Origin of the sequence: Aeromicrobium tamlense, assembly GCF_013408555.1 — a bacterium.
GTDB lineage: Bacteria > Actinomycetota > Actinomycetes > Propionibacteriales > Nocardioidaceae > Aeromicrobium > Aeromicrobium tamlense.
This window is the reverse complement of the sequence record NZ_JACBZN010000001.1, coordinates 2,736,674-2,763,565: the sequence shown is the minus strand read 5'-3', so window position 1 is coordinate 2,763,565 and position 26,892 is coordinate 2,736,674. Positions and strand designations below refer to the sequence as shown.

Below are 26,892 nucleotides of genomic sequence, written 5' to 3'. Positions count from 1 at the left end.
GGCCAGTCTGCCGAGCGTACCTGTCCGTTTCCTGAGAGCCCGCGAAGAGCCCGCCGTGCCCAGCCCTACGGACGCTTGGCAGAATGGCGGTCCGTGGTGACTTCCATCGACCGCTTCTTCAAGGTCTCTCAGCGTGGCTCATCGATCGGCCAGGAGGTTCGCGGCGGTGTCGTGACCTTCTTGACGATGGCCTACATCATCGTCCTCAACCCCATCATCCTCAGCGGCGTCGCCGACGTGGACGGGAACTTCCTCGGCGGCGGGTCCGAGCCGGGCTCGGGCTTCGCGACCATCGCGGCCTGCACCGCGCTCGTCGCCGGCGTCCTCACGATCCTCATGGGCGTCGTGGCCAACTTCCCGATCGCGCTGGCGACCGGACTGGGCCTCAACGCGTTCGTCGCGTTCTCGGTGGCGTCGCAGATGACGTGGGCCGATGCCATGGGCCTGGTCGTGCTCGAGGGCATCGTGATCCTGGTCCTCGTGCTCACCGGCTTCCGCAAGGCCGTGTTCGACGCCGTCCCGGGCCAGCTCAAGACCGCCATCGCGGTGGGCATCGGCCTGTTCCTGACGCTGATCGGCCTCATCGACGCGGGCTTCGTGCGCGCCACCGGCAACGCCGCGCCGCCCATCGGCATGGGCATCGGCGGCGAGCTCTCGGGCTGGCCCGTGCTGGTGTTCTGCATCGGCCTGCTGCTGATGATCAGCCTGCACACGCGCCGCGTGCCCGGCGCGATCCTCATCGGCATCGCCGCCACCACGGTGCTCGCGATCATCGTGCAGGCCATCACCGACACCCCGGGCTCGAACGGCGACCCGACGTCGAAGGGCTGGAACCTCAACGTCCCGGCCTTCCCGAAGGACATCGTCGAGAAGCCCGACCTGTCGCTGCTCGGCTCGTTCAACCTGCTCGGCTCGTTCGAGCGCGTGGGCGTCGTCGCGGCCGTGCTGCTGGTGTTCACGCTCATGCTCGCCGACTTCTTCGACACGATGGGCACCATGACGGCCGTCGGCGCCGAGGCCGGCCTGAACGACGAGGACGGCGCGCCCGAGGGCTCGCAGCGCATCCTCATCGTCGACTCGGTCGCAGCCGCGGTCGGCGGCGCCGCGGGCATCTCGAGCAACACGTCCTACGTGGAGTCCACGGCCGGCGTGGCCGACGGCGCCCGCACGGGCCTGGCCAGCGTGATCACCGGTCTGTGCTTCCTGCTCGCGACGATCTTCACGCCGATCGTGCAGGTCATCCCGAACGAGGCCGCCGTGGCCGCGCTCGTGCTGGTGGGCTTCCTGATGATGACCCAGGTGACCGAGATCGACTGGAAGGATCCCGAGATCGCGATCCCGGCCTTCCTGACGATCGCGTTCATGCCGTTCACGTACTCGATCACCGCCGGCATCGGCGCGGGCTTCCTGGCCTACGTCGTGCTGAAGGTCGTGATGGGCAAGATCCGCGAGGTCCACGTCCTGCTGTGGATCATCGCCGTGCTGTTCGTCATCTACTTCGCGATCGACCCGATCACGCGCGCGCTCACCTGAGCCGGAACGACGAAGGATGATGCATTTGGGCCCCTCAGCGGGGCCGAATGCATCATCCTTCGTCGTTTCCGGGGACGTCAACTGGTGGGCGGGCCGACCAGGAGGGCGGCGCCGGTGAGGGCGGCCACGGCGACGACGCCGACGGCCAGGCCCTGGAGGGGCTTGCGCACGAGCCACGCGACGAGGCGGTCGAGCGCGCCCGTGGGCTCGGAGGTGGCGAGGCGCCAGCGCTCGGGCAGCGCGCCCTGACGCTCGCTGGCGAGGTCGAACCAGATCGTGAAGAACGGCGGGATCGCGGCCAGCAGGCCCAGCGCCGTGCGCTTCAGGCTCCACTGCGCGTCGATCGCGACGACGACGGCGGTGACCACGTACGCCACGAACACGACGCCGTGCACCATGCCGCCGATCCGCACCCCCAGCTCGGTCGTCTCGGTGACGTACTTGAGGAACATGCCCGTCAGCAGCAGGGCCCAGGTGACGGCCTCGGCGACGGCGACGGTGCGGAACAGGCGGCGGGGGGACATGGCCCCATTGTCCCGGGCCGGATCAAGGAGATCGCCGCCGGGTGAGGGCCCTCACGCCCAGGCGAAGTCGTCGTCGCGGACGTGCTCCACGACCCGCTCGTAGGCGTGCGTGCCGCCGGGCCAGTTCGAGGTGATCCGGCCGGTCTCGGGGTGCCGGTACCAGCTCGTGCAGGACGCCCACGCCGAGTGGGCGAGCTCGTGCTGCACCCGGTCGTCCCAGCGCTGCTCGGCCTCGGGTCGCGCCTCCACCCGGCTCGCGCCGCGGTCACGCGCCCGGTCGAGGACCGCGCGGACGTGACGGGCCTGCGCCTCGAGCATCGTGATGATCGAGCCGCCGCCGAGGTTCGTGTTCGGTCCGTAGGCCAGGAAGAGGTTCGGGAAGCCCGGCACGTGGATGCCGAGGTGGGCGCGGGCGCCGCCCGACCAGACCTCGTGCAGGTCGCCGCCCGGGCCGGTGACCTCGATGCCGCGCAGGAACTCCTGCGTGTCGAAGCCGGTGGCGAAGCAGATCGCGTCGACCGCGTGCCACGTGCCGTCGGCGGTGCGGACGGCGTCGGGGCGGACCTCGGTCATCTCGTGCGGGACGAGGCGGACGTGCTCGCGCGTGAGCGCCGGGTAGTAGTCGTTGGAGAACAGGATCCGCTTGCAGCCGACCTGGTGCCGCGGCGTGAGGTCGCGGCGCAGCCCGGGGTCGCGCACCTGCACGCGCCGGTGGGTGGAGGCGATCCGGTCGATCAGCCGCGCCACCGCCGAGGACGGGTCGAGCCCGCGCGAGAACTGCTGGGTGATCCAGTCGATCGGACGACGCTCCCGCGCGGCGAGGTCGCGGTACCAGGCCGGGTACGCGCCGTCGAGCTTCGGCAGCACGTGCTGGGCGGACCTCTGCAGCACGACGAGCTCGCTCGCGACCTCGGCCAGTCGGGGCACCAGCTGGATCGCCGAGGCGCCGGTGCCGACGACGGCGACGCGCCGGCCTGCGAGGTCGACGGAGGCATCCCACGAGCCCGCGTGCAGCACGGGGCCGGCGAACGACTCCCAGCCCGCGACGTCGGGCGCGCTCGGCTCGGACAGCTGACCGACGGCGCTGACGAGGACGTCGACCGACTCGGTCGTGCCGTCGCCGAACGTGACCTCCCATCGGTCGTCGTGCCACCGCGCGGCCACGACGCGGACGCCGAACCGGCACCGCGGCGTGATGCCGTAGCGGCCGGCGACCCGGTGCAGGTACGCCAGGATCTCCGTCTGCGTGGGATAGCGGCGGGTCCAGCGGTCGCTCGGTGCGAAGGAGAAGGAGTAGAGCGGGGCGGGCACGTCGCAGCCCGAGCCGGGGTAGGTGTTGTCGCGCCACACGCCGCCCAGGTCGTCGGCTCGCTCCCACAGCCGCACGTCGTCGTAGCCGTGGGTGAGCAGCTCGACGGCGGTCGCGATGCCGCCGAAGCCGGTGCCGATGATCCCGATCGACGTCATGGAGCGACGACCTTCAGCACCGCGGCGCACACGTCGGCGTGGACGTCCTCGCGGGAGAGGGTGCCGTGCTCGAGCCACTCCCGGCACAGCGCCTTGACGTAGGCGGCGACGGGACGCAGTCGCGCGCGCAGGACCGGGTCGTCGGCCAGTGCGAGGGCGTCGAGGACGAGCCGGGCGGCCCGGTCGTCGGCCTCGTCGACGATCGCCTGGACGTCGGAGGGGCCGTGCAGGTTCGCCGCCCCCGATGCCGCGACCCACGCCTGTCCGTAGGTGCCCGCGGCGTCGAGGATCCAGTCGATCGTGCGGCTCACCCGCTCGGCCAGTGGCAGGTCGGAGAGGTCGGGCAGCGCGGCCTCCGGCATCATCACCGACTCGCGCATGACGGCCAGGAACACGGCGCGCCTGCTGCCGAAGTAGTGGTGCACGAGGCCGCGGGTCACGCCGGCCGAGCGCGCCAGCTCGGTGGTCGAGACCTGGTCGTAGGGACGCTCGGCGTAGAGGATCGCGGCGGCGTCGAGGATCGATCGGCGCCGGGAGTCGGGGGCGAGCCGGGTGCGGGCCGTGGGGGTCGGCATGGGATCAGTGTCCACGCTATTGACGGCCCGTCAATACCCTCCGCGTGACCGCGAGTGGCGCAGGAACGCCCGCCACTCGGCGAGTGGCGGGCCGTTCCGCGCCACTCGCCGAAGGGCGGGAGTGGCGGACGTGGTCAGTCGAGGGTGAGGCCCTCGGCCGGGGTGACCCGGGCGCCGCGGCGGGCCGGCAGCGTGGAGGCCGCCAGACCGGCCAGCGCCGCCACGACCAGCACGACACCGAGCTGGATCCACGGGATGACGAGGCCGCCCGACCCCAACACCGGCACCACGATGGTCTCGACCCCGAACCACGCGTAGGTCACGCCCAGCACGGTGCCCAGCAGCGCCGCCACGACCGACAGCAGCATGCCCTCGGCGGCCAGCATCCGGCGCAGGCCGCGGCGGGTGAGGCCGAGCGCACGCATCAGGGCGTGCTCGCGCGAGCGCTCGAGGATCGACAGGCCCACGGTGTTCGCGATGCCGACGAGCGCGATGAGGATGCCCACGCCGAGCAGGCCCAGCACCGCCCACACCAGCACGTCGAGCTGCTGCGCGACCCACTGCTGGTCCTCCAGGTTGTTGTCGACCTGCACGTCGCCTCCGCGGGTGAGGGCGCCGAGGGTGCCACCGAGCTCCTCGGCGTCGGCGCCGTCGTCCGCCAGGACCCACAGCACGCGAGGCTCCGCGTCCGTCGTCAGCTGCGCCAGGACCGCGGGGGGCACGATCGCGGCGCGACCCCACTTCGACCCGACGAGCTGCGTCGCCAGGGTGACCTCGCCCTCGCGGGTGCGCAGGGTGAGCTCGTCGGGGATGCCCTCGGCGAAGTCCTGCGCCACCACGGTCGGCAGGAGGATCTCGTCGTCGGCCACGCGGGTGGCCTCGCGGTCGCGGGTGACCTCTCGGTCGTCGGCCGAGGGGGCGATGATCGTGAGCCGGCCGGCGCTCGAGGCGACCTCGGCCCCGTCCACGGCACGGACCTCGTCGACGCCGTCGACCTGGCCCACCGAGCGCACCGCGTCGACCGGGAGGGTCCCGCTCAGCGCGATGTCCACCGGGTACTCGCCGTCCATCTCGGCCGTGACCGCCTGGCGGGCGCTCGCCATGCCCGAGAGGATCGCCGTCGCGAGGGTGACGCCGACGAGCAGCGACGCCGTGGTGGCGGCGCTGCGTCGTGGGTTCCGCACGGCGTTCGCCGACGCGACGCGCAGCGGGCCGCCCGTGCGGCCGACCCGGCCGAGCAGGCGCAGCAGCGCGGGCACGATCAGCGGTCCGAGCAGCAGCACGCCGACGAAGGAGGTCATGCCGCCGAGGATGAGCGGCACCATGTTGCCCGACGCGATCGCCAGGGCCAGGGCGGCGCAGCCGGCCGCCACGGCGACGAGGCCCAGCGCGATCCGGACGCGCCCCGCAGCGGTGCGCGCGGTGACCTCACCCGAGGGCCGCAGGGCCGCAAGCGGGCTGACGCGCACGACCGAGCGGGTGGGCCACCAGGCGGCGACGACCGTGGCCAGCACGCCGCCGATGAAGGCGGCGCCCAGCCAGACGGGGGAGTGCGAGACCGGACCGAACGCCGCCTCACCGGCCCACGCGCGGATCACCCAGCCCAGCCCGCGGCCCAGGACGACACCGGTCACCACGCCGGCGACACCGCCGGCGAGGGCCAGGACGAAGGCCTCCACCCGCACCGACCGCAGCACCTGCCGGCCGGTCGCGCCGACGCAGCGCAGCAGGGCGAAGTCGCGACTGCGCTGGGCGAACAGGATCGTGAAGGTGTTCGCGATGACGAGCACGGCGACGAAGCCGGCGACCGCCGCGAAGAGCAGCAGCAGGTACGACAGCACGTCGACGCCCTGGTTGAGCATGACGATGCGGGCGGCCACGTACTCGTCGCGGGTCTGCACGGTCGAGTCGACCGCGGCGGTCAGCGCCTCGGTCGCGCCCGCCACGTCGCCGTCGCGCACGTCGTACGCGACCGCATCGGGGATGGCCATGCCGAGACCCGCCATCGCGGGCCACGTGATGTCGACGTCCGCGTCGAGGTAGGAGGAGGCCCGCGTGAGGCCGACGATGGCGACGTCGGTCGCGTCGTTCCCGACACCGACCGTGAGGAGGTCGCCGATCTTCAGGTCGTGCGTCTTCGCGGTGTCCTCGGCGACGAGCGCCTCGCCGTCGCCGGTCGGGGCGCGACCCCGGGCGACGTCCTGCGAGCGCAGGTCGGGCTCGGTGGACACGGTGCCGACCTGGACGTCGTCGCCCAGCGAGCCGTCCGGCCCGGCGACGGTGGTCCAGAGGGAGGCGATCACGGTCGCGCGGTCGCCGCGCCGCTCCGCGACCTCGAGCGCCTTCGCGGGGTCGGCCTCGGCGACGCCGTACTCCTCGCCGACGACGAGGTCGGCCGCCGGGTAGGCGGCCTCGACGCTGGCGGCGACGCCGCTGCGCGCGCCCGAGCCGATCGCGTCGATGACCACGACGAACGCCACCGCGATCGACACGGCCACGAGCGCCGAGACGTAGCGGCGCGTGTGGGTGCGCAGCGAGGCGAGCAGGACGGTCCTCATCGGGCACCGCCCTCGAGGGCGCGCGCGATGGCGTCGCGGGTCGGCGTGACCAGGTGGGCGCGGACGCGTCCGTCGGCCAGCACGACCACGTCGTCGGCGTACGCCGCGGCGTCGAGCTCGTGCGTGACCATGACGACCGTGTGGCCGAGCTCGATCACGCTGCGGCGCAGGTAGGCCAGCACCTCGGACGACGCCGTGCTGTCGAGGTTGCCGGTGGGCTCGTCGGCGAACACGACGTCGGCGTCCGCGGCGAGGGCTCGGGCGATCGCGACGCGCTGCTGCTGGCCGCCGGAGAGCTCTCCGGGACGGTGGTCCAGCCGGTCGCGCAGCCCGAGCACGTCGATGACCTGATCGATGCGCTCGGCCGTGCCGGGCTCGAGGCGGCGGCCGGCCAGCTCGAACGGCAGCATGATGTTCTGCCGCGCGGTCAGCATCGGCAGCAGGTTGAACGCCTGGAACACGAAGCCGAGGTGGTCGCGGCGGAAGTGGGTGAGCCGGTCGTCGTCGAGGGTCGTCAGCTCGGTGCCCGCGATCGAGACGGTGCCCTCGGTGGGGCGGTCGAGGCCGGCGAGGCAGTGCATCAGCGTCGACTTGCCCGAGCCGGACGGGCCCATGATCGCGGTGAAGCGGCCGGGCGGGAGGTCGAGGTCGACCGAGCGCAGCGCGTGCACGGTGGTGTCGCCGTGGCCGTAGGTCTTGGTGAGGCCGCGAACGGAGGCGGCGGGCAGGACGCCGCGCTGCGACGCGGTGCCGGAGAAGGAGGTCGAAGTCATGCCCCGACGCTATTTTTCGCAGGCCCTCCCGGTCGTCGCCTCAGGGGCGGATCTTCGGCGTCCGCCCACGGTATGACGGGAGACCCCGCACGGTCAGTCGACGAGGCCGGCCTCGAAGGCCAGCAGCACGAGGTGCACGCGGTCGCGCGAGCCCGTCTTGGCCAGCAGCCGGCTCACGTGCGTCTTCACGGTGGCCTCCGAGACGACGAGGTCGGCCGCGATCTCGGGGTTGCTGAGGCCGCGCGCGATGAGGCCGAGGACCTCACGCTCGCGCTCGGTGACCGACTCCAGGCGCCGGTCGGCGGCGGCACCGGACGCACGAGGCGCGGTGGGTGCGGCGAGGAAGTGGTCGAGCAGGCGGCGGGTGGTGGAGGGTGCCACCACGGCGTCGCCGGCGTGCACGGCGCGGATCGCGGCCAGGAGGTCGGGTGGCGCGGCGTCCTTCAGCAGGAACGCCGAGGCGCCCGCCCGGAGCGCCGCGAATGCGTACTCGTCGAGGTCGAACGTGGTGAGCACGATGACGCGCGGACCCTCGTCGCCGGGCGCGAGCCGCCGCGTGGCCTCGACGCCGTCGAGCCGCGGCATGCGCACGTCCATGAGCACGACGTCGGCCTCGACCTCGGCCAGCAGCCGCAGCGCCTCCTCGCCGTCGCCGGCCTCGCCCACGACCATGAGGTCGTCCTGGCTGTCGACCAGCATCCGGAAGCCCGCGCGCACCATCTGCTGGTCGTCCACGAGGGCGACGCGGATCGGGGCGGTCACGTGGGGATCCTCGCACGCACGGCCCATCCGCCACCGGGCGCGGGCCCGACCTCGAGGGTGCCGTCGTGGACCTCCACGCGCTCGCGCATGCCGAGCAGGCCGAGACCGCCGGTGCCGTCGTTCGCCCCGCCGCGGCCGTCGTCGACCACCTCGACGTCGAGGCCGCCCGCGCCGGCCGCGAGCCGCACCGTGGCGCGCGCCTGTGGGCCCGCGTGCTTGCGGACGTTGGTGAGCGACTCCTGCACGAGCCGGTAGGCCGTGAGGGCGACGCCGTCGGGCACCTGCGGCATCGGATCGGGCAGGTGGAGGTCGACCCGGTCGTCGGCGGTGACGAGCGACGGGATGTCCTCCAGGCGCGGCTGCGGGGCGAGCGCGGGGTCCTCGGTGCCGCGCAGCAGGCCGAGCAGGCGACGCATCTCGGTGAGGGCGTCGCGACCCACCGACGCCACCGTGGCCAGCGTCTCCACCGCCACCTGCGGGTCCTTCTGCGCCGCGTACCGCGCACCGTCGGCCTGCACGATCACCACGGAGAGTCCGTGCGCGACGACGTCGTGCATCTCGCGGGCGATCCGCGTGCGCTCCTCGGCGGCGGCCAGCACGGCGCGCTGCTCGGCCTCCGCGGCGAGCTGGCGGCCCTGCGCCACGAGGTTGGCCTCGTACGCCCGGCGGATGCGCGCCTGGCTGCCGAGCGCCCACGCGGCCAGCACGATCGCGGTGATGAGGAAGAAGTACGGCGACAGGTCGCGCAGACCCATGTCGTAGTCGATGTAGTCCAGGCCCGGGGGATAGGCGGCGAACTGGGCGGAGGTCCACACCCACGAGGCCACCGCGGCGCCGCAGAGCCCCACGAGCAGGCCGATGCGTCCCGCCGTCGCCGACCCGAACCGGGCGAGCGAGTACAGCGCGACCGGGAAGGCCACCTGACCCCAGACGGGCAGGTCGTAGGTCCCCGCCTGCAGCACGCTCGCACCGGCGACCGCGACGAACACGGTCACGGGACGGCTGCGCCGCCAGTACAGCGGGACCGTCTGGAGCAGGGACAGACCGAGCGCCCATGCGTTCTGGCCGGTCGCGAGCACGCTCATCGGGAAGGACGCCAGGACGAGCGCCGAGGCCAGCGCGACGTCGAACAGGCGGGTCGCGCGCGGACCCAGGCGCCACGGTCGCCCGGGCGCGGGCGCGATCTCGTCCATGAGGCAGAGCCTAGGCGCGCGGTGTGATCCATTCGTCAGACCAGGGTCTGGTCTTGCGGGCCCCGGGGGGAATGCCGGGGCCTTGAACGAAGTTGATAACGTATGACTCAAGTCTTTTGACCCACAGTCTTCAAGGCAGAGCTCACCAGACAGATCATCTGCGAATCCAGGAGGAACCATGGCCCGTGCAGTCGGCATCGACCTCGGCACGACGAACTCCGTCGTGGCCGTGCTCGAAGGTGGAGAGCCCACCGTCATCGCGAACGCCGAAGGCGCTCGCACCACCCCGTCCGTCGTCGCGTTCGCGAAGGACGGTGAGGTCCTGACCGGCGAGGTCGCCAAGCGTCAGGGCGTCACGAACGTCGACCGCACCATCCGCTCGGTCAAGCGCCACATGGGCACGGACTGGTCGGTGGAGATCGACGGCAAGACGTTCAACCCCCAGCAGATCAGCGCGTTCGTGCTGCAGAAGCTCAAGCGCGACGCCGAGGCCTACCTGGGCGAGCCGGTCACCGACGCGGTCATCACCGTGCCGGCGTACTTCAACGACCACCAGCGCCAGGCCACGAAGGAGGCCGGCGAGATCGCGGGCCTCAACGTCAGCCGCATCATCAACGAGCCCACCGCGGCCGCGCTCGCGTACGGCCTCGACAAGGGCGACGACCAGACGATCCTCGTCTTCGACCTCGGCGGCGGCACGTTCGACGTGTCCCTGCTGGAGATCGGCGACGGCGTCATCGAGGTGAAGGCGACCAGCGGTGACAACCACCTCGGCGGCGACGACTGGGACAACGCGGTCGTCGACTGGCTCGTCAACAAGTTCAAGGCGTCCACCGGCGTCGACCTGACCAAGGACAAGATGGCGATGCCGCGCATCCGCGAGGCCGCCGAGCGCGCGAAGATCGAGCTCTCCAGCTCGTCCTCGACGTCGATCAACCTGCCCTACATCACGGTCGTCGACGGCAACCCCGTCTTCCTCGACGAGACGCTGACCCGCGCCGAGTTCGAGAAGATCACCGCCGACCTGCTCGAGCGCACCAAGAAGCCGTTCCAGAACGTGATCAAGGACGCCGGCGTCACGGTGAACGACATCGACCACGTCGTGCTCGTGGGTGGCTCCACCCGCATGCCGGCCGTGTCCGAGCTCGTGAAGACCCTCACCGGTGGCAAGGAGCCCAACAAGGGCGTCAACCCCGACGAGGTCGTCGCGATCGGCGCCAGCCTCCAGGCCGGCGTGCTCAAGGGCGAGGTCAAGGACGTCCTGCTGCTCGACGTGACCCCGCTGTCGCTGGGCATCGAGACCAAGGGCGGCGTGATGACCAAGCTCATCGAGCGCAACACCACGATCCCGACCAAGCGGTCCGAGGTCTTCACCACGGCCGACGACAACCAGCCGTCCGTGGCGATCCAGGTCTACCAGGGCGAGCGCGAGATGGCCGCCGGCAACCAGCTGCTGGCCACGTTCGAGCTCACCGGCCTGCCGCCGGCGCCGCGTGGCGTGCCGCAGATCGAGGTCACCTTCGACATCGACGCCAACGGCATCGTGAACGTCTCGGCGAAGGACCGCGGCACCGGCAAGGAGCAGTCGATGACGATCACCGGCGGCTCCGCGCTGTCGAAGGACGACATCGACAAGATGGTCAAGGACGCCGAGCAGTACGCCGAGGAGGACCGCAAGCGCCGCGAGTCGGTCGAGGTCCGCAACCAGGCCGAGACGCTGGTCCACTCGACCGAGAAGTTCCTGGCCGAGAACGGCGACAAGGTCGGCGACGACGTGAAGACCGAGGTCCAGGCCGACGTCGACTCGCTGAAGTCCGCCCTCGAGGGCGACGACACCGACGCCATCCAGGCCGCCGTCGCGAAGCTGGGCACCTCCAGCTCGAAGATGGGCGAGGCCATGTACGCCGCCGCGGCGGCCGAGGCGGGCGCCGAGGGTGCCCCCGCGGGCGATGCGCCGGCCGACGACGAGGACGTCGTCGAGGCCGAGATCGTCGACGACGAGGGTGAGCAGAAGTGACCGAGCAGCCGTTCGACGAGGCGACCTCCCCTGAAGGGGAGGCGCCCGTCGGCGGCGCCGAGACGGAGCCGGCCGCCGAGACGCAGCCCGCGCCCGACGCCGTCGCCGACCTCGAGGCGAAGGTCGCCGAGCTCACGAACGACCTCCAGCGCAAGCAGGCAGAGTTCATCAACTACAAGCGCCGCGTCGAGGACGACCGCGTCCGCGCGGTCGAGACCGGCAAGCAGAAGGTCCTGGCCGAGCTGCTGACCGTGCTCGACGACCTCGGTCGCGCCGAGGAGCACGGCGAGCTGACGGGCGGCTTCAGGGCCGTCGCCGACCAGCTGCGTGGTGCCCTGGGCAAGTTCGACCTCGAGTCGTTCGGGGCGGTCGGCGAGCCGTTCGACCCGAACCTGCACGAGGCCGTCTTCCACGCGGGCGAGGACCCCGAGGTCGAGGTGCAGAGCATCGCGCAGGTCATGCGCACCGGCTACCGCGTCGGCGACCGCGTCCTGCGGCCCGCCGTGGTGGGGGTCGTCGACCCGGGTGCCGCCGCGGCGGCCACCGAGCAGCCGACTACCGAGGACTGAACGAGAGCACGACGAGGGAGGAGGGGTGAATGAGCGCACCGACTGACTGGGCGTCGAAGGACTTCTACGCGGTCCTGGGCGTCAAGAAGGATGCCTCGGCCGACGAGATCAAGAAGGCGTACCGCAAGCTGGCGCGGGACCACCACCCCGACTCCAACCCCGGCAACGCCCAGGCCGAGGAGCGCTTCAAGGCGATCTCGGAGGCGTACGGGGTCGTCGGGAACGCCGAGAAGCGCAAGCAGTACGACGAGCAGCGCTCGCTGTTCGGGCAGTTCAAGGGTGGCTTCCCGCCGCCCGGGGGCGGCTCGTACGGCGGGGGCGTCGACTTCGACCTCGGCGACATCCTGGGCGGCATCTTCGGCGGCGGCGGGGCTCGCGGCGGACGGCGCCGCCAGGCGCAGCCGCGCCGGGGCGACGACCTCGAGACCGAGGCCACGATCACCTTCCGCCAGGCGGTGGAGGGCGCCACGATCCCGCTGCGGCTCACCAGCGACGAGCCCTGCTCGATGTGCCACGGCACCGGGGCCAAGCCCGGAACCGTGCCGAAGGTGTGCGGCAACTGCCAGGGCAGCGGCATGCAGACCAGCGCCTCGGGTGGCGTGTTCGCGATGACCGAGCCGTGCCGCCAGTGCCGCGGTCGCGGGCTCATCGTGGAGCACCCGTGCGAGGTGTGCGCGGGCTCGGGCCGCGCGCCGTCGAGCCGCACGATCAACGTCAAGGTGCCCGCGGGCGTCAAGGACGGCCAGCGAATCAAGATCCGCGGCAAGGGCGCGAAGGGCGACACCGGCGCACCCGCCGGCGACCTCTTCCTCGTGGTCCACGTCGAGGGTGACGAGCGCTTCGGGCGCAAGGGCGACGACCTCACGGTCACGGTGCCGCTGTCGTTCGACGACGCGGTGCTCGGCGGCGAGGTCAGCGCTCCCACGATCGACGGTCCACCGGTCAAGCTCAAGGTGCCCGCCGGCACCCCCAACGGCCGCACGTTCCGGGCGCGCGGCAAGGGCGGCACCCGCCGCGACGGCACCCGCGGCGACCTGCTCGTCACCGTCGAGGTGCAGGTGCCGCACGAGCCGTCGGCCGACGAGCTGGCCGCGATCGAGGCCTACCGTGCCGCAAGGATCGGGAGTACCTCATGAATGAATTCGTCCCGCCGGGACCGGAGGCCAAGGTCTTCGTCATCAGCATCGCCGCGGAGCTGTCGGGCCTGCACCCGCAGACCCTGCGCACGTACGACCGGATCGGCCTCGTCGAGGCCGGTCGCACGTCCGGCGGCGGCCGTCGCTACTCGCTGCGCGACATCGAGCTGCTGCGGATGGTGGCCCAGCTGACCGCCGAGGGCCTCGGGCTCGAGGGCGTGAAGCGCGTCATCGCGCTGGAGAACCAGGTGACCGCGCTGCAGGCGAAGGTCGCCGAGCTGCAGGCCGAGCTGGCCCAGGCGCGCGCCCCACAGAACCTCCCCGCGCTCTACGGCGACCGCCAGGTCACCGTCTGGCGCCGCCAGCGCTGACCCCGCCACCTCCGCCCTGCCCCGCCGACCCGCGACCCCGGTGTGCGCCACTCGCCGAGGCGGGGCCGCCGCGCCGCCCCTAGGCTCGAGCGCATGCGCGCGAAGAGCCCGTGGCGGCGGATCCTGTTCACCCCGGTCCCGTGGCTGCTCGTGGTCGCCGTGGCCGTCGTGCAGTGGATCGTCATCGATGACGTGGCCGCCGACGTCGACGGCGACAGTCCGCTGGGCTACCTGCTGATGTTCGGCTCGGTCATCCCCGTGTCGTGGGCCGTGCTGGAGACGATGTGGGTGCGGTTCGACGGGCCGCGTCCCCTCGTCGCGCTCGGCCGGACGCTCGTCCTGCCGCTCATCATGGGCCCGGTGGTGGGTCTGACCGCCGTCCTCGTCCGGTACCGGCCCGGCGTCGAGGACACGATCGAGGCGGTTCGCCGCCCCGACGGCTGGCACTACTGGTTCGATGCATCGCGCGGTGGTGGCGGCATCTGGTCGGACGCCGCGCTGGTCGTCCTGGCCAACACCTTCATGCCGATGCTGGCGGGCCTCGGACTCGTCGTGTTCGTGGTCCTGCCGTGGTTCGCGTTCTTCCGCCCGGCGGAGTTCGTCGAGGCGAACATGATGGACACGAGCCCCGCGCACGCGGCCGCGAACGCCGCCGGCGCCCGGGTGCTGTCGGTGATCCTCATGCTGACGTTCGCCGTGCCCACCGCGATCGTGTGGCTGTCGAACGAGGGGCGCACCGGCCTGGGCTGGCTGCTCGGCATCACGATGGTCGTGGTGGGCATCGCGCTCACGCGGTTCGTGCTCAGCCGCCAGGTGCCCGACCACGTGCGCCGCGCCGACCTGCCGCAGTGGGCCAAGGGGATCCGGACCGTCCGGCACGAGGCCGAGCAGGAGCGCCGGGCCGAGGGCCGCGACCCGTCCTGAGACGCCTCAGTCGTCGGTGCGCTCCTCGCGCTCCTTGCGGTCCTGCTGCTTGCGGTACTCGCCCCACGCGAGGCTGCACGCCACGAGCAGGGAGATGATCACGCCCCACGGCAGGTCGGCCAGCCAGTCGGGCGTGACGCGGCCGAGCCAGAAGAACGGGTTGAGGTACCGCAGCCAGCTCGGGAACGAGAACTCGAAGCCGACCTCGGGCAGGTTCACGTCCGGCGCGTCGGGCAGCCACGACCAGTCGATCGCCGGAACGAGGCGGCCGAGCAGGGCCGACACGAGGGCGCCGATGCCGAGCAGTCCGACGACGCTGAACACGACGTGCCGGGCCGCCCAGGCCTTCGGGTGGGCCTCGCGCAGGTCGTGCAGGCGGCGGGCGCGGGTGCCCTCCGGTGGCACGAACGGCACGGTGACGGGCAGGTCGCCGTGGCCGGACTCCACCAGCACGACCTTCGACAGCGTCGCGCCGACCCCTCGCTCGGCCTTGACCTTCTGGTGGCGGCCGGCGATCCGGTCGAGCTCGAACTCGTGGTCGCCGAGCCGTCCGACCGTGGCCTCGTCGACCTCGACGCCGTCGAGCGACAGCACGAGGCCACCGGTCCCGTCGTCGCGCACGGCGAGGTCGCGGCCGCGGTCGCGCAGGGTCCAGGTGGCCATGACGGCACGCTAACCGGGCGACGAAGACGGCCGCCTCGGCCGATCGGCCAGTCCGGGCAGCCGGTCGGCCACGCCGGTCTCACGTGGCAGTCGTCGGCGCGCGCGATGTCGGTGCCGACGTCTACGGTCGGGACATGGACACGATTCGGGGGATCGTCCCGCCCTACCTTCTTCGCCACATCGCCGGCCTCGAGGACGACCGCTACGCCACGGCGGCCCAGGCAGCCCAGGCCGCGCTCGCCGAGCGTCCCGAGCACGGCGGGCACGCGCACCCGTCGGCCCGGCCGCCGGCCACCACCGTGCCGCTGCGCCGCACGGTGCACGACGCGCGGAACGGCACCGAGCTGCCGGGCGAGGTCGTGCGCGACGAGGGCGACCCGCCCACGGGCGACGTCGCGGCCGACGAGGCCTACGACGGCTTCGGCGCCACCGACGACCTCCTCCGCGCGGTCTACGCCCGGCAGTCGATCGACGACGCCGGACTGCCGCTGCTGGGCACCGTGCACTACGGCAACGCGTACGACAACGCCTTCTGGGACGGCTCGCAGATGGTGTTCGGCGACGGCGACGGCGAGATCTTCGGCCGCTTCACCGCGTCGCTCTCGGTGATCGGCCACGAGCTCGCGCACGGTCTCGTCGAGTACACCGTCGGTCTGGTCTACCGCGACCAGTCCGGCGCCCTCAACGAGTCCGTCGCCGACGTCTTCGGCGCGCTCGTCGAGCAGCGCGCCGCGGGCCAGACCGCCGACGAGGCCTCGTGGCTCATCGGCGAGGGCCTGTTCACCGACGCCGTCGAGGGTCGCGCGCTGCGGTCGATGAGCGCGCCGGGCACGGCCTACGACGACGACGTCCTCGGCAAGGACCCGCAGCCCGCCCACATGGACGACTTCGTCGAGACCCGGCAGGACAACGGCGGCGTCCACCTGAACTCGGGCATCCCCAACAAGGCGTTCCACCTCGTGGCCACCGGGCTCGGCGGCCACGCCTGGGAGGTGGCCGGCCGGATCTGGTACGAGACGCTGCTGGGTGACCTCTCGCCGCGCGCCACGTTCGAGGAGTTCGCGCGTGCCACGGTCGCGGTCGCCGAGAACCACGACGCGGCTGACGTGGTGCGCGACGCGTGGCAGTCTGTGGGGGTATGGATGGAATCGACCAGCCCCTCCTCGTCGTCCGGGTGACCCGCACCGGCGGCTTCGCCGGCCTGCGCCGGCAGTGGGAGGTCGAGGCCACCAGCGAGGATGAGGCCCAGGTCTGGTGGCCGCTGGTCGAGGCGTGCCCGTGGGACGCCACTCCGGACGACGGCCACCCCGACGGATTCGTCTACGAGGTCCGGGCCAACGATCGCGAGGCGACCCTGCCCGAGCGGCAGGTCGACGGCCCGTGGCGCGACCTCGTCGACGCGGTCGTCCACCACACGCGCTGAGCGCCGCGCACCACCACCGAACTGGCTAGGCTGGACGCGGGCAACGGCGCCCCACGACATCCGTCAGCCGAGGGGAGCCCCGTGACCGACTCCGAGTTCGACGCCATCGCCCGTTCCAAGGACGACTCACTGCGCCACGACGTGCGCCGCGTGGGCGACCTGCTGGGCCAGACCCTGCGCCGCCTCGAGGGCGAGCACCTCTTCGAGCAGGTCGAGCTGGTCCGCGCGCAGGGCAAGATCATCGAGGACTCCGACGACGCCGACGAGCGGCACGAGGCCGCCACCCGGATCCGCGCCCTGCTGTCCGACCTCGACGCCGCCACGGTGGGCAAGCTCGTGCGGGCGTTCAGCGTCTACTTCAATCTCGCCAACGTGGCCGAGCAGGTCGCGCGCGTGCGCGGGATCGAGTCGCGGCCCGACGACGGCGGCTGGCTCGCCCGCGCGATCGAGGACATCGTCGCCGAGCAGGGCGTCGACGCGCTGCGCGAGGGCATCGAGCGGATCGACGTGCGTGCGATCTTCACCGCGCACCCCACCGAGGTCAGCCGCCGCACGGTGCTGACCAAGCTGCGTCGCATCGCCGACATCCTGCTCGACTCCGCCGAGCCGGGCACGCGTCGACGCACCGCGCAGGACCGCGACCTGGCGCAGCTGATCGACCTCATCTGGCAGACCGACGCCGTCCGCCGCACGCGGCCCACGCCCGTGGACGAGGCGCGGCACCTCGTGTTCTTCCTCCAGCAGATCCTCGAGGAGGCGCTGCCCGACATCGGCACCGACCTCGCCGACCGGCTGGCCGAGCACGACATCGTCCTCGATCCCGCGCACCGTCCTCTGTCGTTCGGCACGTGGATCGGCGGCGACCGCGACGGCAACCCCAACGTGACCCCGCAGGTCACCCTCGACATCCTGCGGCTGCAGAACCGCATCGCCACGCGCATCGTCGACACCAACCTCGACCTGCTGATCCGCGAGCTGTCGTCGTCCGACGAGCTCGTCGAGGTCAGCGCCGAGCTGACGAAGTCGCTGCAGGCCGACCTCACGGCCCTGCCCGACCTCGACCCGCGACTGCTGCTCGTGAACGCCCACGAGCCCTACCGGCTCAAGCTGTCGTGCGTGAAGCTCAAGGTCGCGAACTCGGCGGCGCGCGTCGCCGACGGCACGCCCCACGTGCCCGGACGCGACTATGCCAACCGCGACGAGCTGCTGGCCGACCTGCGCGTCGTCGACGCGTCGCTGCGCGCGAACGGCGGCGAGCTCATCGCCGACCGCATGCTGGCGCGCGCGATCCGCGCGATCTCCTCGGTGGGGCTGCACCTGGCCACGATGGACATTCGCGAGCACGCCGAGGCCCACCACCACGCGCTCGGCATCCTGTACGACCGCCTCGACGAGTCCGAGACGCCCTACGCCGAGCTCGACCGCGGCGAGCGTTTCGCGCTGCTGTCGCGCGAGCTGGGCCGACTGCGGCCGCTGTCGGCCGATCCGCCCGCCCTCGACGAGTGGGGCGCGCGCACATACGGGGTCTTCACCGCGGTGCGCGAGCTGAAGGAGACCTTCGGCGAGGACGTCATCGAGTCCTACATCGTGTCGATGACGCTCGGCGGGGACGACCTCCTCGCGCCGGTCGTGCTGGCCCGGCAGGCCGGCCTGGTCGACCTCGTCGGCAGCGACGAGACGCCGCCCTTCGCGCGGCTCGGCTTCGTCCCGCTGCTGGAGACGGTCGACGAGATCCGTCGCGCCGGCGACGTCCTCGACGAGCTGCTGTCCGACGACCACTACCGCTCGCTCGTGCGGTTGCGCGACGACACGCAGGAGGTCATGCTCGGCTACTCGGACTCGAACAAGGCCGGTGGCATCACCACCTCGCAGTGGGAGCTGCACCGCGCCCAGCGCGCGCTGCGCGACGTGGCGCAGAAGCACGGTGTCACGCTGCGGCTGTTCCACGGCCGTGGCGGCACCGTCGGCCGTGGCGGCGGACCCACCTACGACGCGATCCTCGCCCAGCCGTACGGCGTGCTCACCGGCGACATCAAGTTCACCGAGCAGGGCGAGGTCATCAGCGACAAGTACTCGCTGCCGCGCCTGGGCCACGAGAACCTCGAGCTGTCGTTCGCGGCCGTGCTCGAGGCGTCCACCCTGCACCTGCAGGCCCGCACGCCCGCCGAGTCGATGCAGCAGTGGGACGACACGATGACGCAGGTCAGCGACGCGGCCTACGAGTCCTACCGCAAGCTGATCGACGCGCCGGGGCTGTTCGAGTACTTCCTGGCCTCGACCCCGGTCGACCAGCTCGGCGACCTCAACATCGGCTCGCGCCCGTCGCGCCGGCCCGAGACGGGCGGCGGCATCGACGGCCTCCGGGCGATCCCGTGGGTGTTCGGCTGGACCCAGAGTCGCCAGATCGTGCCGGGCTGGTTCGGCGTCGGCAGCGGCCTGCGCGCCGCGCGGCTCGTCGGCCAGGCCGACGTGCTCGCCGAGATGCTCGAGAAGTGGCACTTCTTCCGCACGTTCATCTCGAACGTGGAGATGACGCTGGCCAAGACCGACCTCGACGTCGCGGGGCACTACGTGAACACCCTCGTCCCGGCGGACCTGCGACCGATCTTCGACCGCATCCGCGCCGAGCACGCGGTCACCGTGGAGGAGGTGCTGCGCGTCACCGGCGAGCGGCACGTGCTCGACGACCAGCCCGCGCTGCGCCGCACGCTGGAGGTGCGCGACGCGTACCTCCAGCCGATCTCGTTCGCCCAGGTCGACCTGCTGGCCCGCTACCGCGAGGACCCCGACGCCGTCGACGAGGACATGCGCGCCGCGCTGCTGCAGACCGTCAACGGCATCGCCAACGGCCTGCGCAACACCGGCTGACCCGGGTGTCGAGATCCGGTCAGTTGACGAGGCGGTCGCGGCCCTCCCAGTACTGGGCGCGGAGCTTGAACTTCTGCAGCTTGCCGGTGGCGGTGCGGGCGAGCTCCTCGCGGAACTCGACGCGCTTGGGCACCTTGTAGCCGGCGAGGCGCTCGCGGGCGTGGGCGCGCAGGTCCTCCTCGGAGACGTCGCCCTCGACCACGACGAGGGCCAGCACGAGCTCGCCCCACTTGTCGTCGGGGACGCCGATGACGGCGACCTCGCGCACGGCCGGGTGCGACGCGAGCACGTCCTCGACCTCGATCGAGGAGACGTTCTCGCCGCCGGACACGATGACGTCCTTCTTGCGGTCGGCGATCGTGACGTAGCCGTCCTCGTAGACGCCGCCGTCGCCGGTGTGGAACCAGCCGTCGGCCAGCGCGTCCTGGGTGGCGTCCGGGTTCTCCCAGTACGACTCGAGCACCGTGTTGCTGCGGGCGAGGATCTCGCCCTTGTCGTCGACCATGATCCGGGTGCCGAGCGTGGGCGCCCCGGCACGGGCGAGCAGGCGCGCCTGCTCCTCGCCCTCGAGGTCGTCCCACTCCTCGCGCATGCGGCTCATCGTCAGCAGCGGCGAGGTCTCGGTGAGCCCGTAGATCTGGATGAACTCCCAGCCCAGCTCCTCGCGGACGCGCTGGATCGTGCGGGTCGGTGGGGGAGCGCCGGCCACGATGCAGCGCACCCGGTCGCGGCCGGTCTCGCCGGTCCAGTCGGGCAGCGCGTCGAGGACCGCGTTCAGCACGGCCGGCGCGCAGGCCAGCACGGTGACGCCGTGCTCCTCGATCCGTCGGAGGATCTCGGTGCCGTCGATCTGGCGGATCACGACCTGCTTCGCGCCCACGCCGGTGGCGGAGTAGAGCAGGCCCCAGCCGTCGCAGTGGAACATCGGCAGCGTGTGCAGGTAGACGTCGCGGTCGGTCAGCGTGGCGTGCCAGCCGAACGTGGTGGCGTTGACCCAGCGCGCGCGGTGCGTCTGCTGCACGCCCTTCGGCCGGGCCGTCGTGCCCGAGGTGTAGTTGATCGTGGCGGTCGCGTTCTCGTCCGGCTCCCACTCGGCCGGCTCGGCCTTCGACGCCCAGATCCGGTCGTCGTCGCGGCCCAGCACGAACACGTGCTTGGCCGACGCGCACGCGTCGGCGAGGTGCTCCAGCTCGGGATCGAGCATGACGACCTCGGCGCCGGAGTGCTCGACGATGTACTGCACCTCGGCCGGTGCGAGCCGGAAGTTCACGGGCACGAAGATGCGACCCCAGTTGGCCACGCCGTAGAAGGAGGCGAGCAGGCGCGCCGCGTTGTGCGACACCATCGCCACGCGCGCGCCCTGCGCGATCCCGAGCTCGTCGAGCGTGGCCGCCTGGCTGCGCGCCTTCGCGTAGAGCTGCGCGTAGGTCAGCTCGCCCCACGAGTCCGCCACCTGGCTCGGCTCGTCGACCACGGCGACGCGGTCGGGGTAGACGGTGCGGGCGCGGTCGAGGAAGTCGCGCAGGGTCAGCGGGACGATCATGAGGCCTCCGGCGGGTCGAACGGTGCGTGTGGGTCACGTCACGCTGCCATTGTGGCGACTCCCGCTCGCCTCGTGCACCTCGGGCCCGGACCGATCGACCAGCGGTCGGGCCCTCCCGGCGAACGGCATACTGGCCGGATGCACGTGCTCGACGGTGGACTGTCCAACGCCCTGGAGGACCGGGGGAACGACCTGTCCGGCGGCGAGTGGACCGCGCGGGTGCTGCGCACGTCGCCCGACGAGATCGTCGCGGTGCACCGCGCCTACTTCGAGGCCGGGGCCGACGTGGCGACCTCCGCCAGCTACCAGGCGAGCGACCCCGGCCTCATCCGGCTGAGCGTCGAGCTGGCCCGTGAGGCCGCCGGCGACGTCGAGGGCCGCCTGGTCGCCGGTTCGCTGGGTCCGTTCGGGGCGCTGCGCGCCGACGGGTCGGAGTACCGCGGTCGCTACGGACTCACCGCGCGGGAGTTGGAGGAGGTGCACCGGCCGCGCCTCGAGGCCCTCCTGGCCGCCGGACCAGATGTGATCGCCGTCGAGACGATCCCCGACACCGACGAGGCCGAAGTGCTGGCACGGCTGCTCGCGGAGTACGACCACGCGGCGTGGTTCTCCTACTCGATCGTCGGTGATCGCACGTGCGCCGGCCAGCGGCTCGACGCCGCGTTCGCGATCCCGGCAGCCGTGGACAGCGTGGTGGCCGTCGGCGTGAACTGCTGTGCACCCGCCGACGTCGGCCCTGCGCTGCGGGCCGCCGCGGCCACGGGCAAGCCGGGCGTCGTCTACCCCAACGCGGGCGAGGTCTGGGACGCCGAGGCGCAGCAGTGGGTCGGCACCAGCACGTACGACGTCGGTCTGGTGCCCGCGTGGGTCGAGGCCGGAGCCGCGTGGGTCGGCGGCTGCTGCCGGGTGGGTCCCGAGGCGGTCTCGCGCGTCGCCGTGATCATGGGTGCCCTCGGCTGACGCGACGAGCGCTTGGATAGCCTCGCTCGGGTGAGCTGGGAAGAGATGTTCAAGGGCGACTTCGCCGCCGACGACGTGCGGGCCTACGGCGAGCTGGTCGAGCACCTGCACGGCGTCCAGGACGCGCTCGCCTCGATGCCGATGGACCGCGAGTCGATCGACGGGCTCGCCGCCGACCTCGCCGGCTGGCGCAAGCGCCTCGAGCCGCTCGCCACCGACGAGCAGCACCAGGTCAACGGACGCGTCGCCGAGCTGCCGGTGCGCGGACACGCGATGCTGCCCGAGCTCCTGGTGACCTCCCGCACGCGCGACCGCGTCGAGGGCACGGTGCGGTTCGGCCGCTGGTTCATGGGCGGCGGCATGGCCGTGCACGGCGGCGCCGTGACGCTGCTGTTCGACGAGGTGCTCGGCATCCTCGCGTCGCTGAATGCCGGCGGCATCACGCGGACCGCCTACCTCAACACCAGCTACCGCGCCCTCACGCCGATCGACACCGAGCTGGAGGCCGTCGTGTGGATCGACCGCGTCGAGGGCCGCAAGTGGTTCCTGCGCGGCGAGCTGCGCCACGGCGACGTCGTGTGCGCCGAGGCCGAGGGCCTCTTCCTGCGCCTGCTTCCCGAGCAGGGGCTCGGGAAGCGCACGACGGACTGACCGCGGCTCAGGGGTAGGGGTAGAAGCCCTGGCCCGACTTCTTGCCCAGCAGGCCAGCGTCGACCATGCGGTCGAGCAGCGGCGGCGGCGAGTAGAGGGGCTCCTTGAACTCCTCGTACATCGACTCGCCGATCGCCTTGATGGTGTCCAGTCCGATGAGGTCGCTCAGCGCGAGCGGCCCCATCGGGTGGCCGCAGCCCAGCACCATGCCGTTGTCGATGTCCTTCGCCGAGGCGTACCCGGCCTCGTACATCCGGATCGCCGACAGCAGGTACGGCACGAGCAGCGAGTTCACGATGAAGCCCGCGCGGTCGGTCGCGTCGATCGGCTGCTTGCCGAGCGTCTCGGAGACGTAGCCGCGCATGCGGTCGAGCGTCTTGTCCGAGGTGGTCAGCGACGGGATCAGCTCGACGAGCTTCATGACGGGCGCGGGGTTGAAGAAGTGCACGCCCATGACCCGGTCGGCGCGACCCGAGGCGGCGCCGAGCTTCACGATCGGGATCGACGACGTGTTGGACGCCAGGATCGCGTCCGGGTCCTGCAGGATCTGCCCGATCCGCGTGAACAGGTCGAGCTTGACCGACTCCTTCTCGCTCGCCGCCTCGACCACGAGCTGGCGGTCGGCCAGCGCGTTCAGGTCGGTGGTGACGTTGATGGCGTCGAGCGCGGCGTCACGGTCGGTCTCCGAGAGCTTGCCGCGGTCGACGGCGCGCTGCAGGGACGACTCGATGCGACCGTGCGCGGCGGTGGCCGCGTCCTCGGTCACCTCGACGACGACGACCGACAGGCCGGCGCGGGCGTTGACCTCCGCGATGCCGGACCCCATGAGGCCGCCTCCGACGACTCCGATGCGTTCGATGGACACTCGACCTCCTGAAAGATGATGGATTCCTCAGCTTCGATCGTACCGGCCACCGGGGTGCGCCTCCGCGGGCGCATGGGGCCCGCGTGATGGGATGGACCCATGCGTGCGTGGGTCTCGGTGGTGCTCGTCCTGGCGGTGGCCGGCTGCGGTGCGAGCGACGGCTCGGCCGCCCCGAAGACCGACGCCACGTCGACCGCTCCGGGTCAGGTGGGGACCGAGGCCCAGGGCACGGTCGACCCGCTCGCGATCACCACGTTCACGTGCCGCCAGAACGCCAAGGGGCGCTGGAAGGTGCAGGGCACGCTCAAGAACACGGGCAAGCAGGTGCGCGACTACCGGGTCACCGCCTTCATCGGTCAGCAGACCGGACCGGCGCGCGTGGTCGAGCTCGACCGGGTCAAGGCCGGCGCCACGGTGCCGTTCGCGATCGACCCGATCGTGGCCGCGCCCGACGGCCCGTGCCGACTCCAGGCGACGATCGCCCTCTAGTCCGCGCGGCGCCCCGACCTTTTGCCGGGTCTTAACCAAAAAGACATGCTTCGGCAGGTCTCTTGGGTGATTCTCAGGGTTACGGTGTGGCGACCCGTGTTCCCTGCGACAAAGGACCAAGATCTTGAAGTCCCGACGTTCCCTCTCGGTCGTCGCGATCGGAGCGCTGCTCAGTGCGCCGATCGTGGTGGCCCCGTCGGCGAGTGCCGCCGACCCGGTCGACATCACCTTCGTCGACATCAACGACTTCCACGGCCGCATCGACGCGAACACCACCAAGTTCGCCACGACCGTGGAGAGCATCCGCGACACGGAGGGCGCCGCCAACACGCTCTTCCTGTCCGTCGGTGACAACATCGGCGCGTCGCCGTTCGCGTCGGCCACCCAGCAGGACGCGCCCACGATCGACGTGTTGAACGCGCTCGACCTCGACGTGTCCGCCGTGGGCAACCACGAGTTCGACCGCGGCTTCGCCGATCTCACGGGTCGCGTCACCGACCGGGCCGACTTCCCGTACCTGGGCGCCAACGTCCGGCTCAAGTCCGACGGCTCGGCCGCGCTGCCCGCCTCGGAGACGTTCGAGCGCGCCGGCCTGAAGGTCGCCGTCATCGGCGCTGTCACGCAGGAGACCCCCACGCTGGTGACCCCCTCGGGCATCTCGGACCTCGAGTTCACCGACCCCGTCGCAGCGGTCAACACCGAGGTCGACCGTCTCGAGGCGCTGCCCGAGGCCGATCGTCCCGACGTCATCGTCGCGGCGTACCACGAGGGAGCCGGCGCGGGCACGCCCGACGGCTCGTCGCTGGCCGAGGAGGTCGCCCACGGCGGCGCCTTCGCCGACATCGTGAACGGCACCGACGCCTCGGTGGACGCGATCTTCACCGGCCACACGCACAAGGTCTACGCCTGGGACGCCCCGGTGCCCGGCGCGGCCGGCAAGACGCGCCCGGTCCTGCAGACCGGCAGCTACGGCGACAACATCGGCAAGGTCACCCTGTCGGTCGATCCCGACACCGGCGACGTCGCCGCGCACACCGTGGAGAACGTCGCGCGGGCCGCGACCGCCAACCTGGCGTCGCCGCGCGTCGCCCAGGTCCAGCAGATCGTCGACAGCGCGCTCGCGTACGCCGCCACGATCGGCAACGAGAAGGTCGCCGACATCTCGGCCGACATCACCACGGCCTACACCGGCGGCAGCTACGTCAACGGCGTCTACACGCCGTCGAACCCGGCCGCCCCGAAGACGGGCCGCGACGACCGCGCCAGCGAGTCGACGATCGGCAACCTGGTCCCCGACGCGATGCTCGAGCAGTCCAAGAGCACGCCGGCGCCCGCCGACCTGGCCCTCAACAACCCCGGTGGCCTGCGCGACGAGCTGTTCTACGCCGGCAACACCACCACCGGAGGCCCGAACAACACCGACGGCTCGGTGACGTTCGCCGAGGCCAACGCGGTCCTGCCGTTCACCAACAACCTCTACACGGTCACCCTCACGGGCGCCTCGCTGAAGAAGGTCTTCGAGCAGCAGTGGCAGCGTGACGCGAACGGCAACGTGCCGAGCCGTCCGTACCAGCAGCTGGGCGTGTCGGACAACGTCCGCTACACCTACGACGCCACCCGCGACGAGGGCGATCGCGTCACCAGCATCTGGATCGACGACCAGCTGATCGACCCGGCGAAGTCCTACAAGGTCATCGTCCCGTCCTTCCTGGGCACCGGTGGCGACAACTTCCGCGCCTTCAAGGAGGGCACGTGGGTCGACACCGGCGTCGTCGACTACGAGGGCTGGATCGACTACCTCGGCGACAACTCCCCGGTCGCGCCCGACTTCGGTCGCCGCTCGGTCGCCGTCACGGGTCTCGCGGACTCCTACGAGGTCGGCGACAGCGCCTCGTTCTCGCTGCCGAAGCTGAACCTCACGTCGCTGGGCAGCCCGGCGAACACCTCGGTCAGCGCGGTCCTCGAGTACGGCGACGACCAGTCGCTCGACCTCGGCACCCAGGCGGTCACGAACGGCGCCTCCGGCACGTTCACGTTCACGGTCCCGGCCGGCGCGATCGAGGGCGGCACGATCCGCGCGACGGCGGCGCCCAGCGGCACCGTCGCCACGATCCCGCTGTCGGTCGAGAAGGCCGCGTCCACGACGACCGCCACGGCCCCGGCCCAGGTCACCAAGGGCGACGTCTTCGACGTCTCGGTCGAGGTCGCCGCGGCGGCCGGTGTCGACGTCGACGGTCCGGTCCGGATCCTCGAGGGCGACCACATCGTCGGTGCCGGCACCGTCACCGACGGCGAGGGCACCGTGGACGTCCACGCCGCCGACCTGCGACTCGGCCAGCGCACGCTGACCGTCTCGTTCGACGGCTCCTCCACCGTGGCCCCGTCCGAGGGCACCGTCTCGGTCGAGGTCATCAAGGGCGAGACGCCGTTCACCGCGAAGGGCTCGACCACGCCGTACGGCACCGGCGCGACCATCACGATGTCGGCCGCCCCCGGCACCACCGGCATCGTCTACGTCGCCAACCAGCTGGGCATGCAGGTCGGCACCGCCTTCCTCTCCGACGGCAAGGGCACGTTCCGCTTCGGCGGCACCGCGCTCAAGCCGGGCTCGCACACCTACGGCCTGTTCTTCAACGGCAGCGCCTCGTACGAGCCGGCCGACGCCACGGTGACGGTCAAGGTGACGAAGGCGAACACCTCGGTGCGCGCCGTCGTCGCGAAGAAGGTCTCGGCCAAGAACGCGGTCCTGAAGGCGCGCGTCTCGGGCCGGGGCTTCACCCCGACCGGCACGGTCGTGGTCAAGCGCGGCACGAAGGTCGTGGGCAAGGCGCAGGTGAAGAACGGCGTGGCCCGCGTGAAGCTGTCGAAGCTCCCGCGCGGCAAGGCCACGCTGCGGGTCTTCTACAAGGGCAGCTCCGTCGCGAACGCGTCCAAGACCTCCGTGAAGACCACGGTCGTCAAGTAGTGAACCGAGCCGGGGCGGCCTGCGTGCAGGCCGCCCCGGCCCACTCCCACCTGCACCCATCTC

General features: G+C 71.9%; 23 protein-coding genes. 13 read left to right on the top strand and 10 right to left on the bottom strand.

Features of this window, described 5'->3' with window-relative positions; genetic code table 11:
* Window positions 1-93 precede the first annotated feature (93 nt).
* Window positions 94-1,533 (top strand): NCS2 family permease, encoded by a 1,440-nt coding sequence (locus BJ975_RS13580; RefSeq protein ID WP_179426814.1) that lies wholly within the window; start codon window positions 94-96, stop codon window positions 1,531-1,533.
* A gap of 77 nt (window positions 1,534-1,610) precedes the next feature.
* On the opposite strand, the gene BJ975_RS13575 is transcribed toward BJ975_RS13580, so the two are convergent.
* From BJ975_RS13575 to BJ975_RS13545, 7 genes are all read right to left on the bottom strand, one after another.
* Complete coding sequence (locus BJ975_RS13575) at window positions 1,611-2,057, bottom strand: DUF3817 domain-containing protein (protein ID WP_179426812.1); 447 nt, start codon at window positions 2,055-2,057, stop codon at window positions 1,611-1,613.
* Window positions 2,058-2,108: 51 nt separating this feature from the next.
* Window positions 2,109-3,524, bottom strand: a complete 1,416-nt coding sequence (locus BJ975_RS13570; RefSeq protein WP_179426810.1) for a flavin-containing monooxygenase — start codon at window positions 3,522-3,524, stop codon at window positions 2,109-2,111.
* Complete coding sequence (locus tag BJ975_RS13565) at window positions 3,521-4,099, bottom strand: TetR/AcrR family transcriptional regulator (protein ID WP_179426808.1); 579 nt, start codon at window positions 4,097-4,099, stop codon at window positions 3,521-3,523. The genes BJ975_RS13570 and BJ975_RS13565 overlap by 4 nt, the downstream gene beginning before the upstream one ends.
* 134 nt (window positions 4,100-4,233) lie before the next feature.
* Window positions 4,234-6,657, bottom strand: coding sequence for an ABC transporter permease (locus BJ975_RS13560; RefSeq protein WP_179426806.1), 2,424 nt, complete (start codon window positions 6,655-6,657; stop codon window positions 4,234-4,236).
* Window positions 6,654-7,430, bottom strand: a complete 777-nt coding sequence (locus tag BJ975_RS13555) for an ABC transporter ATP-binding protein (protein WP_179426804.1) — start codon at window positions 7,428-7,430, stop codon at window positions 6,654-6,656. Before BJ975_RS13555 ends, BJ975_RS13560 begins: the two co-directional genes overlap by 4 nt.
* A gap of 93 nt (window positions 7,431-7,523) precedes the next feature.
* Window positions 7,524-8,192 (bottom strand): response regulator transcription factor, encoded by a 669-nt coding sequence (locus tag BJ975_RS13550; RefSeq protein ID WP_317628270.1) that lies wholly within the window; start codon window positions 8,190-8,192, stop codon window positions 7,524-7,526.
* Window positions 8,189-9,385, bottom strand: a complete 1,197-nt coding sequence (locus BJ975_RS13545; RefSeq protein WP_179426800.1) for a sensor histidine kinase — start codon at window positions 9,383-9,385, stop codon at window positions 8,189-8,191. The genes BJ975_RS13550 and BJ975_RS13545 overlap by 4 nt, the downstream gene beginning before the upstream one ends.
* Before the next feature lie 178 nt (window positions 9,386-9,563).
* On the opposite strand from BJ975_RS13545, the gene dnaK reads away from it, so the two are divergent.
* The 5 genes from dnaK to BJ975_RS13520 all read left to right on the top strand — a co-directional run bounded on the left by dnaK (window position 9,564) and on the right by BJ975_RS13520 (window position 14,402).
* Entirely contained in the window at window positions 9,564-11,402 is a 1,839-nt protein-coding gene (gene dnaK / locus BJ975_RS13540) for a molecular chaperone DnaK (protein ID WP_179426798.1), read from the top strand.
* A complete protein-coding gene (locus tag BJ975_RS13535; RefSeq protein WP_179426789.1) occupies window positions 11,399-11,971 on the top strand; it encodes a nucleotide exchange factor GrpE in 573 nt (190 codons plus the stop codon). The genes dnaK and BJ975_RS13535 overlap by 4 nt, the downstream gene beginning before the upstream one ends.
* A 29-nt stretch (window positions 11,972-12,000) precedes the next feature.
* Window positions 12,001-13,107: a molecular chaperone DnaJ gene (dnaJ, locus tag BJ975_RS13530; RefSeq protein WP_179426787.1), complete on the top strand. Its 1,107-nt coding sequence runs from the start codon at window positions 12,001-12,003 to the stop codon at window positions 13,105-13,107.
* Entirely contained in the window at window positions 13,104-13,478 is a 375-nt protein-coding gene (locus BJ975_RS13525; protein ID WP_179426785.1) for a heat shock protein transcriptional repressor HspR, read from the top strand. The genes dnaJ and BJ975_RS13525 overlap by 4 nt, the downstream gene beginning before the upstream one ends.
* 93 nt (window positions 13,479-13,571) lie before the next feature.
* The gene (locus BJ975_RS13520; RefSeq protein ID WP_179426783.1) at window positions 13,572-14,402 is read left to right on the top strand and encodes a hypothetical protein; all 831 of its coding nucleotides are present in this window, start codon (window positions 13,572-13,574) and stop codon (window positions 14,400-14,402) included.
* Window positions 14,403-14,408: 6 nt separating this feature from the next.
* Here the strand turns inward: BJ975_RS13520 and BJ975_RS13515 are convergent, their stop codons facing one another.
* Window positions 14,409-15,065: a hypothetical protein gene (locus BJ975_RS13515; protein ID WP_179426781.1), complete on the bottom strand. Its 657-nt coding sequence runs from the start codon at window positions 15,063-15,065 to the stop codon at window positions 14,409-14,411.
* Window positions 15,066-15,199: 134 nt separating this feature from the next.
* Here BJ975_RS13515 and BJ975_RS13510 point away from each other — a divergent pair, with 134 nt between their 5' ends.
* The 3 genes from BJ975_RS13510 (at window position 15,200) to ppc (ending at window position 19,356) form a co-directional block, all read left to right on the top strand.
* Window positions 15,200-16,243, top strand: a complete 1,044-nt coding sequence (locus BJ975_RS13510) for a M4 family metallopeptidase (RefSeq protein WP_179426779.1) — start codon at window positions 15,200-15,202, stop codon at window positions 16,241-16,243.
* The gene (locus tag BJ975_RS13505; RefSeq protein WP_218845935.1) at window positions 16,240-16,488 is read left to right on the top strand and encodes a protealysin inhibitor emfourin; all 249 of its coding nucleotides are present in this window, start codon (window positions 16,240-16,242) and stop codon (window positions 16,486-16,488) included. The genes BJ975_RS13510 and BJ975_RS13505 overlap by 4 nt, the downstream gene beginning before the upstream one ends.
* 81 nt (window positions 16,489-16,569) lie before the next feature.
* Window positions 16,570-19,356: a phosphoenolpyruvate carboxylase gene (gene ppc, locus BJ975_RS13500; RefSeq protein WP_317628271.1), complete on the top strand. Its 2,787-nt coding sequence runs from the start codon at window positions 16,570-16,572 to the stop codon at window positions 19,354-19,356.
* Window positions 19,357-19,375: 19 nt separating this feature from the next.
* On the opposite strand, the gene BJ975_RS13495 is transcribed toward ppc, so the two are convergent.
* A complete protein-coding gene (locus BJ975_RS13495) occupies window positions 19,376-20,899 on the bottom strand; it encodes an AMP-binding protein (protein WP_179426775.1) in 1,524 nt (507 codons plus the stop codon).
* A 138-nt stretch (window positions 20,900-21,037) separates the two neighbouring features.
* Here BJ975_RS13495 and mmuM point away from each other — a divergent pair, with 138 nt between their 5' ends.
* Together mmuM and BJ975_RS17165 are read left to right on the top strand one after the other, a co-directional pair.
* Window positions 21,038-21,859: a homocysteine S-methyltransferase gene (mmuM, locus tag BJ975_RS13490; RefSeq protein WP_179426773.1), complete on the top strand. Its 822-nt coding sequence runs from the start codon at window positions 21,038-21,040 to the stop codon at window positions 21,857-21,859.
* Window positions 21,860-21,889: 30 nt separating this feature from the next.
* Window positions 21,890-22,510, top strand: a complete 621-nt coding sequence (locus BJ975_RS17165; protein ID WP_179426771.1) for a PaaI family thioesterase — start codon at window positions 21,890-21,892, stop codon at window positions 22,508-22,510.
* Between the two features lie 7 nt (window positions 22,511-22,517).
* On the opposite strand, the gene BJ975_RS13480 is transcribed toward BJ975_RS17165, so the two are convergent.
* Window positions 22,518-23,369 (bottom strand): 3-hydroxybutyryl-CoA dehydrogenase, encoded by an 852-nt coding sequence (locus BJ975_RS13480; RefSeq protein WP_179428313.1) that lies wholly within the window; start codon window positions 23,367-23,369, stop codon window positions 22,518-22,520.
* Between the two features lie 105 nt (window positions 23,370-23,474).
* Here BJ975_RS13480 and BJ975_RS13475 point away from each other — a divergent pair, with 105 nt between their 5' ends.
* Complete coding sequence (locus tag BJ975_RS13475) at window positions 23,475-23,864, top strand: hypothetical protein (protein WP_179426769.1); 390 nt, start codon at window positions 23,475-23,477, stop codon at window positions 23,862-23,864.
* A gap of 124 nt (window positions 23,865-23,988) precedes the next feature.
* Window positions 23,989-26,829: a bifunctional metallophosphatase/5'-nucleotidase gene (locus BJ975_RS13470; protein WP_179426767.1), complete on the top strand. Its 2,841-nt coding sequence runs from the start codon at window positions 23,989-23,991 to the stop codon at window positions 26,827-26,829.
* Window positions 26,830-26,892 lie beyond the last annotated feature (63 nt).

Bases quoted from the DNA above. Each gene is read 5' to 3' on its own strand.
- BJ975_RS13575 (WP_179426812.1), bottom strand. From the start codon at position 2,057: ATGTCCCCCCGCCGCCTGTTCCGCACCGTCGCCGTCGCCGAGGCCGTC.
- BJ975_RS13570 (WP_179426810.1), bottom strand. From the start codon at position 3,524: ATGACGTCGATCGGGATCATCGGCACCGGCTTCGGCGGCATCGCGACC.
- BJ975_RS13565 (WP_179426808.1), bottom strand. From the start codon at position 4,099: ATGCCGACCCCCACGGCCCGCACCCGGCTCGCCCCCGACTCCCGGCGC.
- BJ975_RS13560 (WP_179426806.1), bottom strand. From the start codon at position 6,657: ATGAGGACCGTCCTGCTCGCCTCGCTGCGCACCCACACGCGCCGCTAC.
- BJ975_RS13555 (WP_179426804.1), bottom strand. From the start codon at position 7,430: ATGACTTCGACCTCCTTCTCCGGCACCGCGTCGCAGCGCGGCGTCCTG.
- BJ975_RS13545 (WP_179426800.1), bottom strand. From the start codon at position 9,385: ATGGACGAGATCGCGCCCGCGCCCGGGCGACCGTGGCGCCTGGGTCCG.
- dnaK (WP_179426798.1), top strand. From the start codon at position 9,564: ATGGCCCGTGCAGTCGGCATCGACCTCGGCACGACGAACTCCGTCGTG.
- dnaJ (WP_179426787.1), top strand. From the start codon at position 12,001: ATGAGCGCACCGACTGACTGGGCGTCGAAGGACTTCTACGCGGTCCTG.
- BJ975_RS13525 (WP_179426785.1), top strand. From the start codon at position 13,104: ATGAATGAATTCGTCCCGCCGGGACCGGAGGCCAAGGTCTTCGTCATC.
- BJ975_RS13520 (WP_179426783.1), top strand. From the start codon at position 13,572: ATGCGCGCGAAGAGCCCGTGGCGGCGGATCCTGTTCACCCCGGTCCCG.
- BJ975_RS13515 (WP_179426781.1), bottom strand. From the start codon at position 15,065: ATGGCCACCTGGACCCTGCGCGACCGCGGCCGCGACCTCGCCGTGCGC.
- BJ975_RS13510 (WP_179426779.1), top strand. From the start codon at position 15,200: ATGGACACGATTCGGGGGATCGTCCCGCCCTACCTTCTTCGCCACATC.
- BJ975_RS13495 (WP_179426775.1), bottom strand. From the start codon at position 20,899: ATGATCGTCCCGCTGACCCTGCGCGACTTCCTCGACCGCGCCCGCACC.
- mmuM (WP_179426773.1), top strand. From the start codon at position 21,038: ATGCACGTGCTCGACGGTGGACTGTCCAACGCCCTGGAGGACCGGGGG.
- BJ975_RS13475 (WP_179426769.1), top strand. From the start codon at position 23,475: ATGCGTGCGTGGGTCTCGGTGGTGCTCGTCCTGGCGGTGGCCGGCTGC.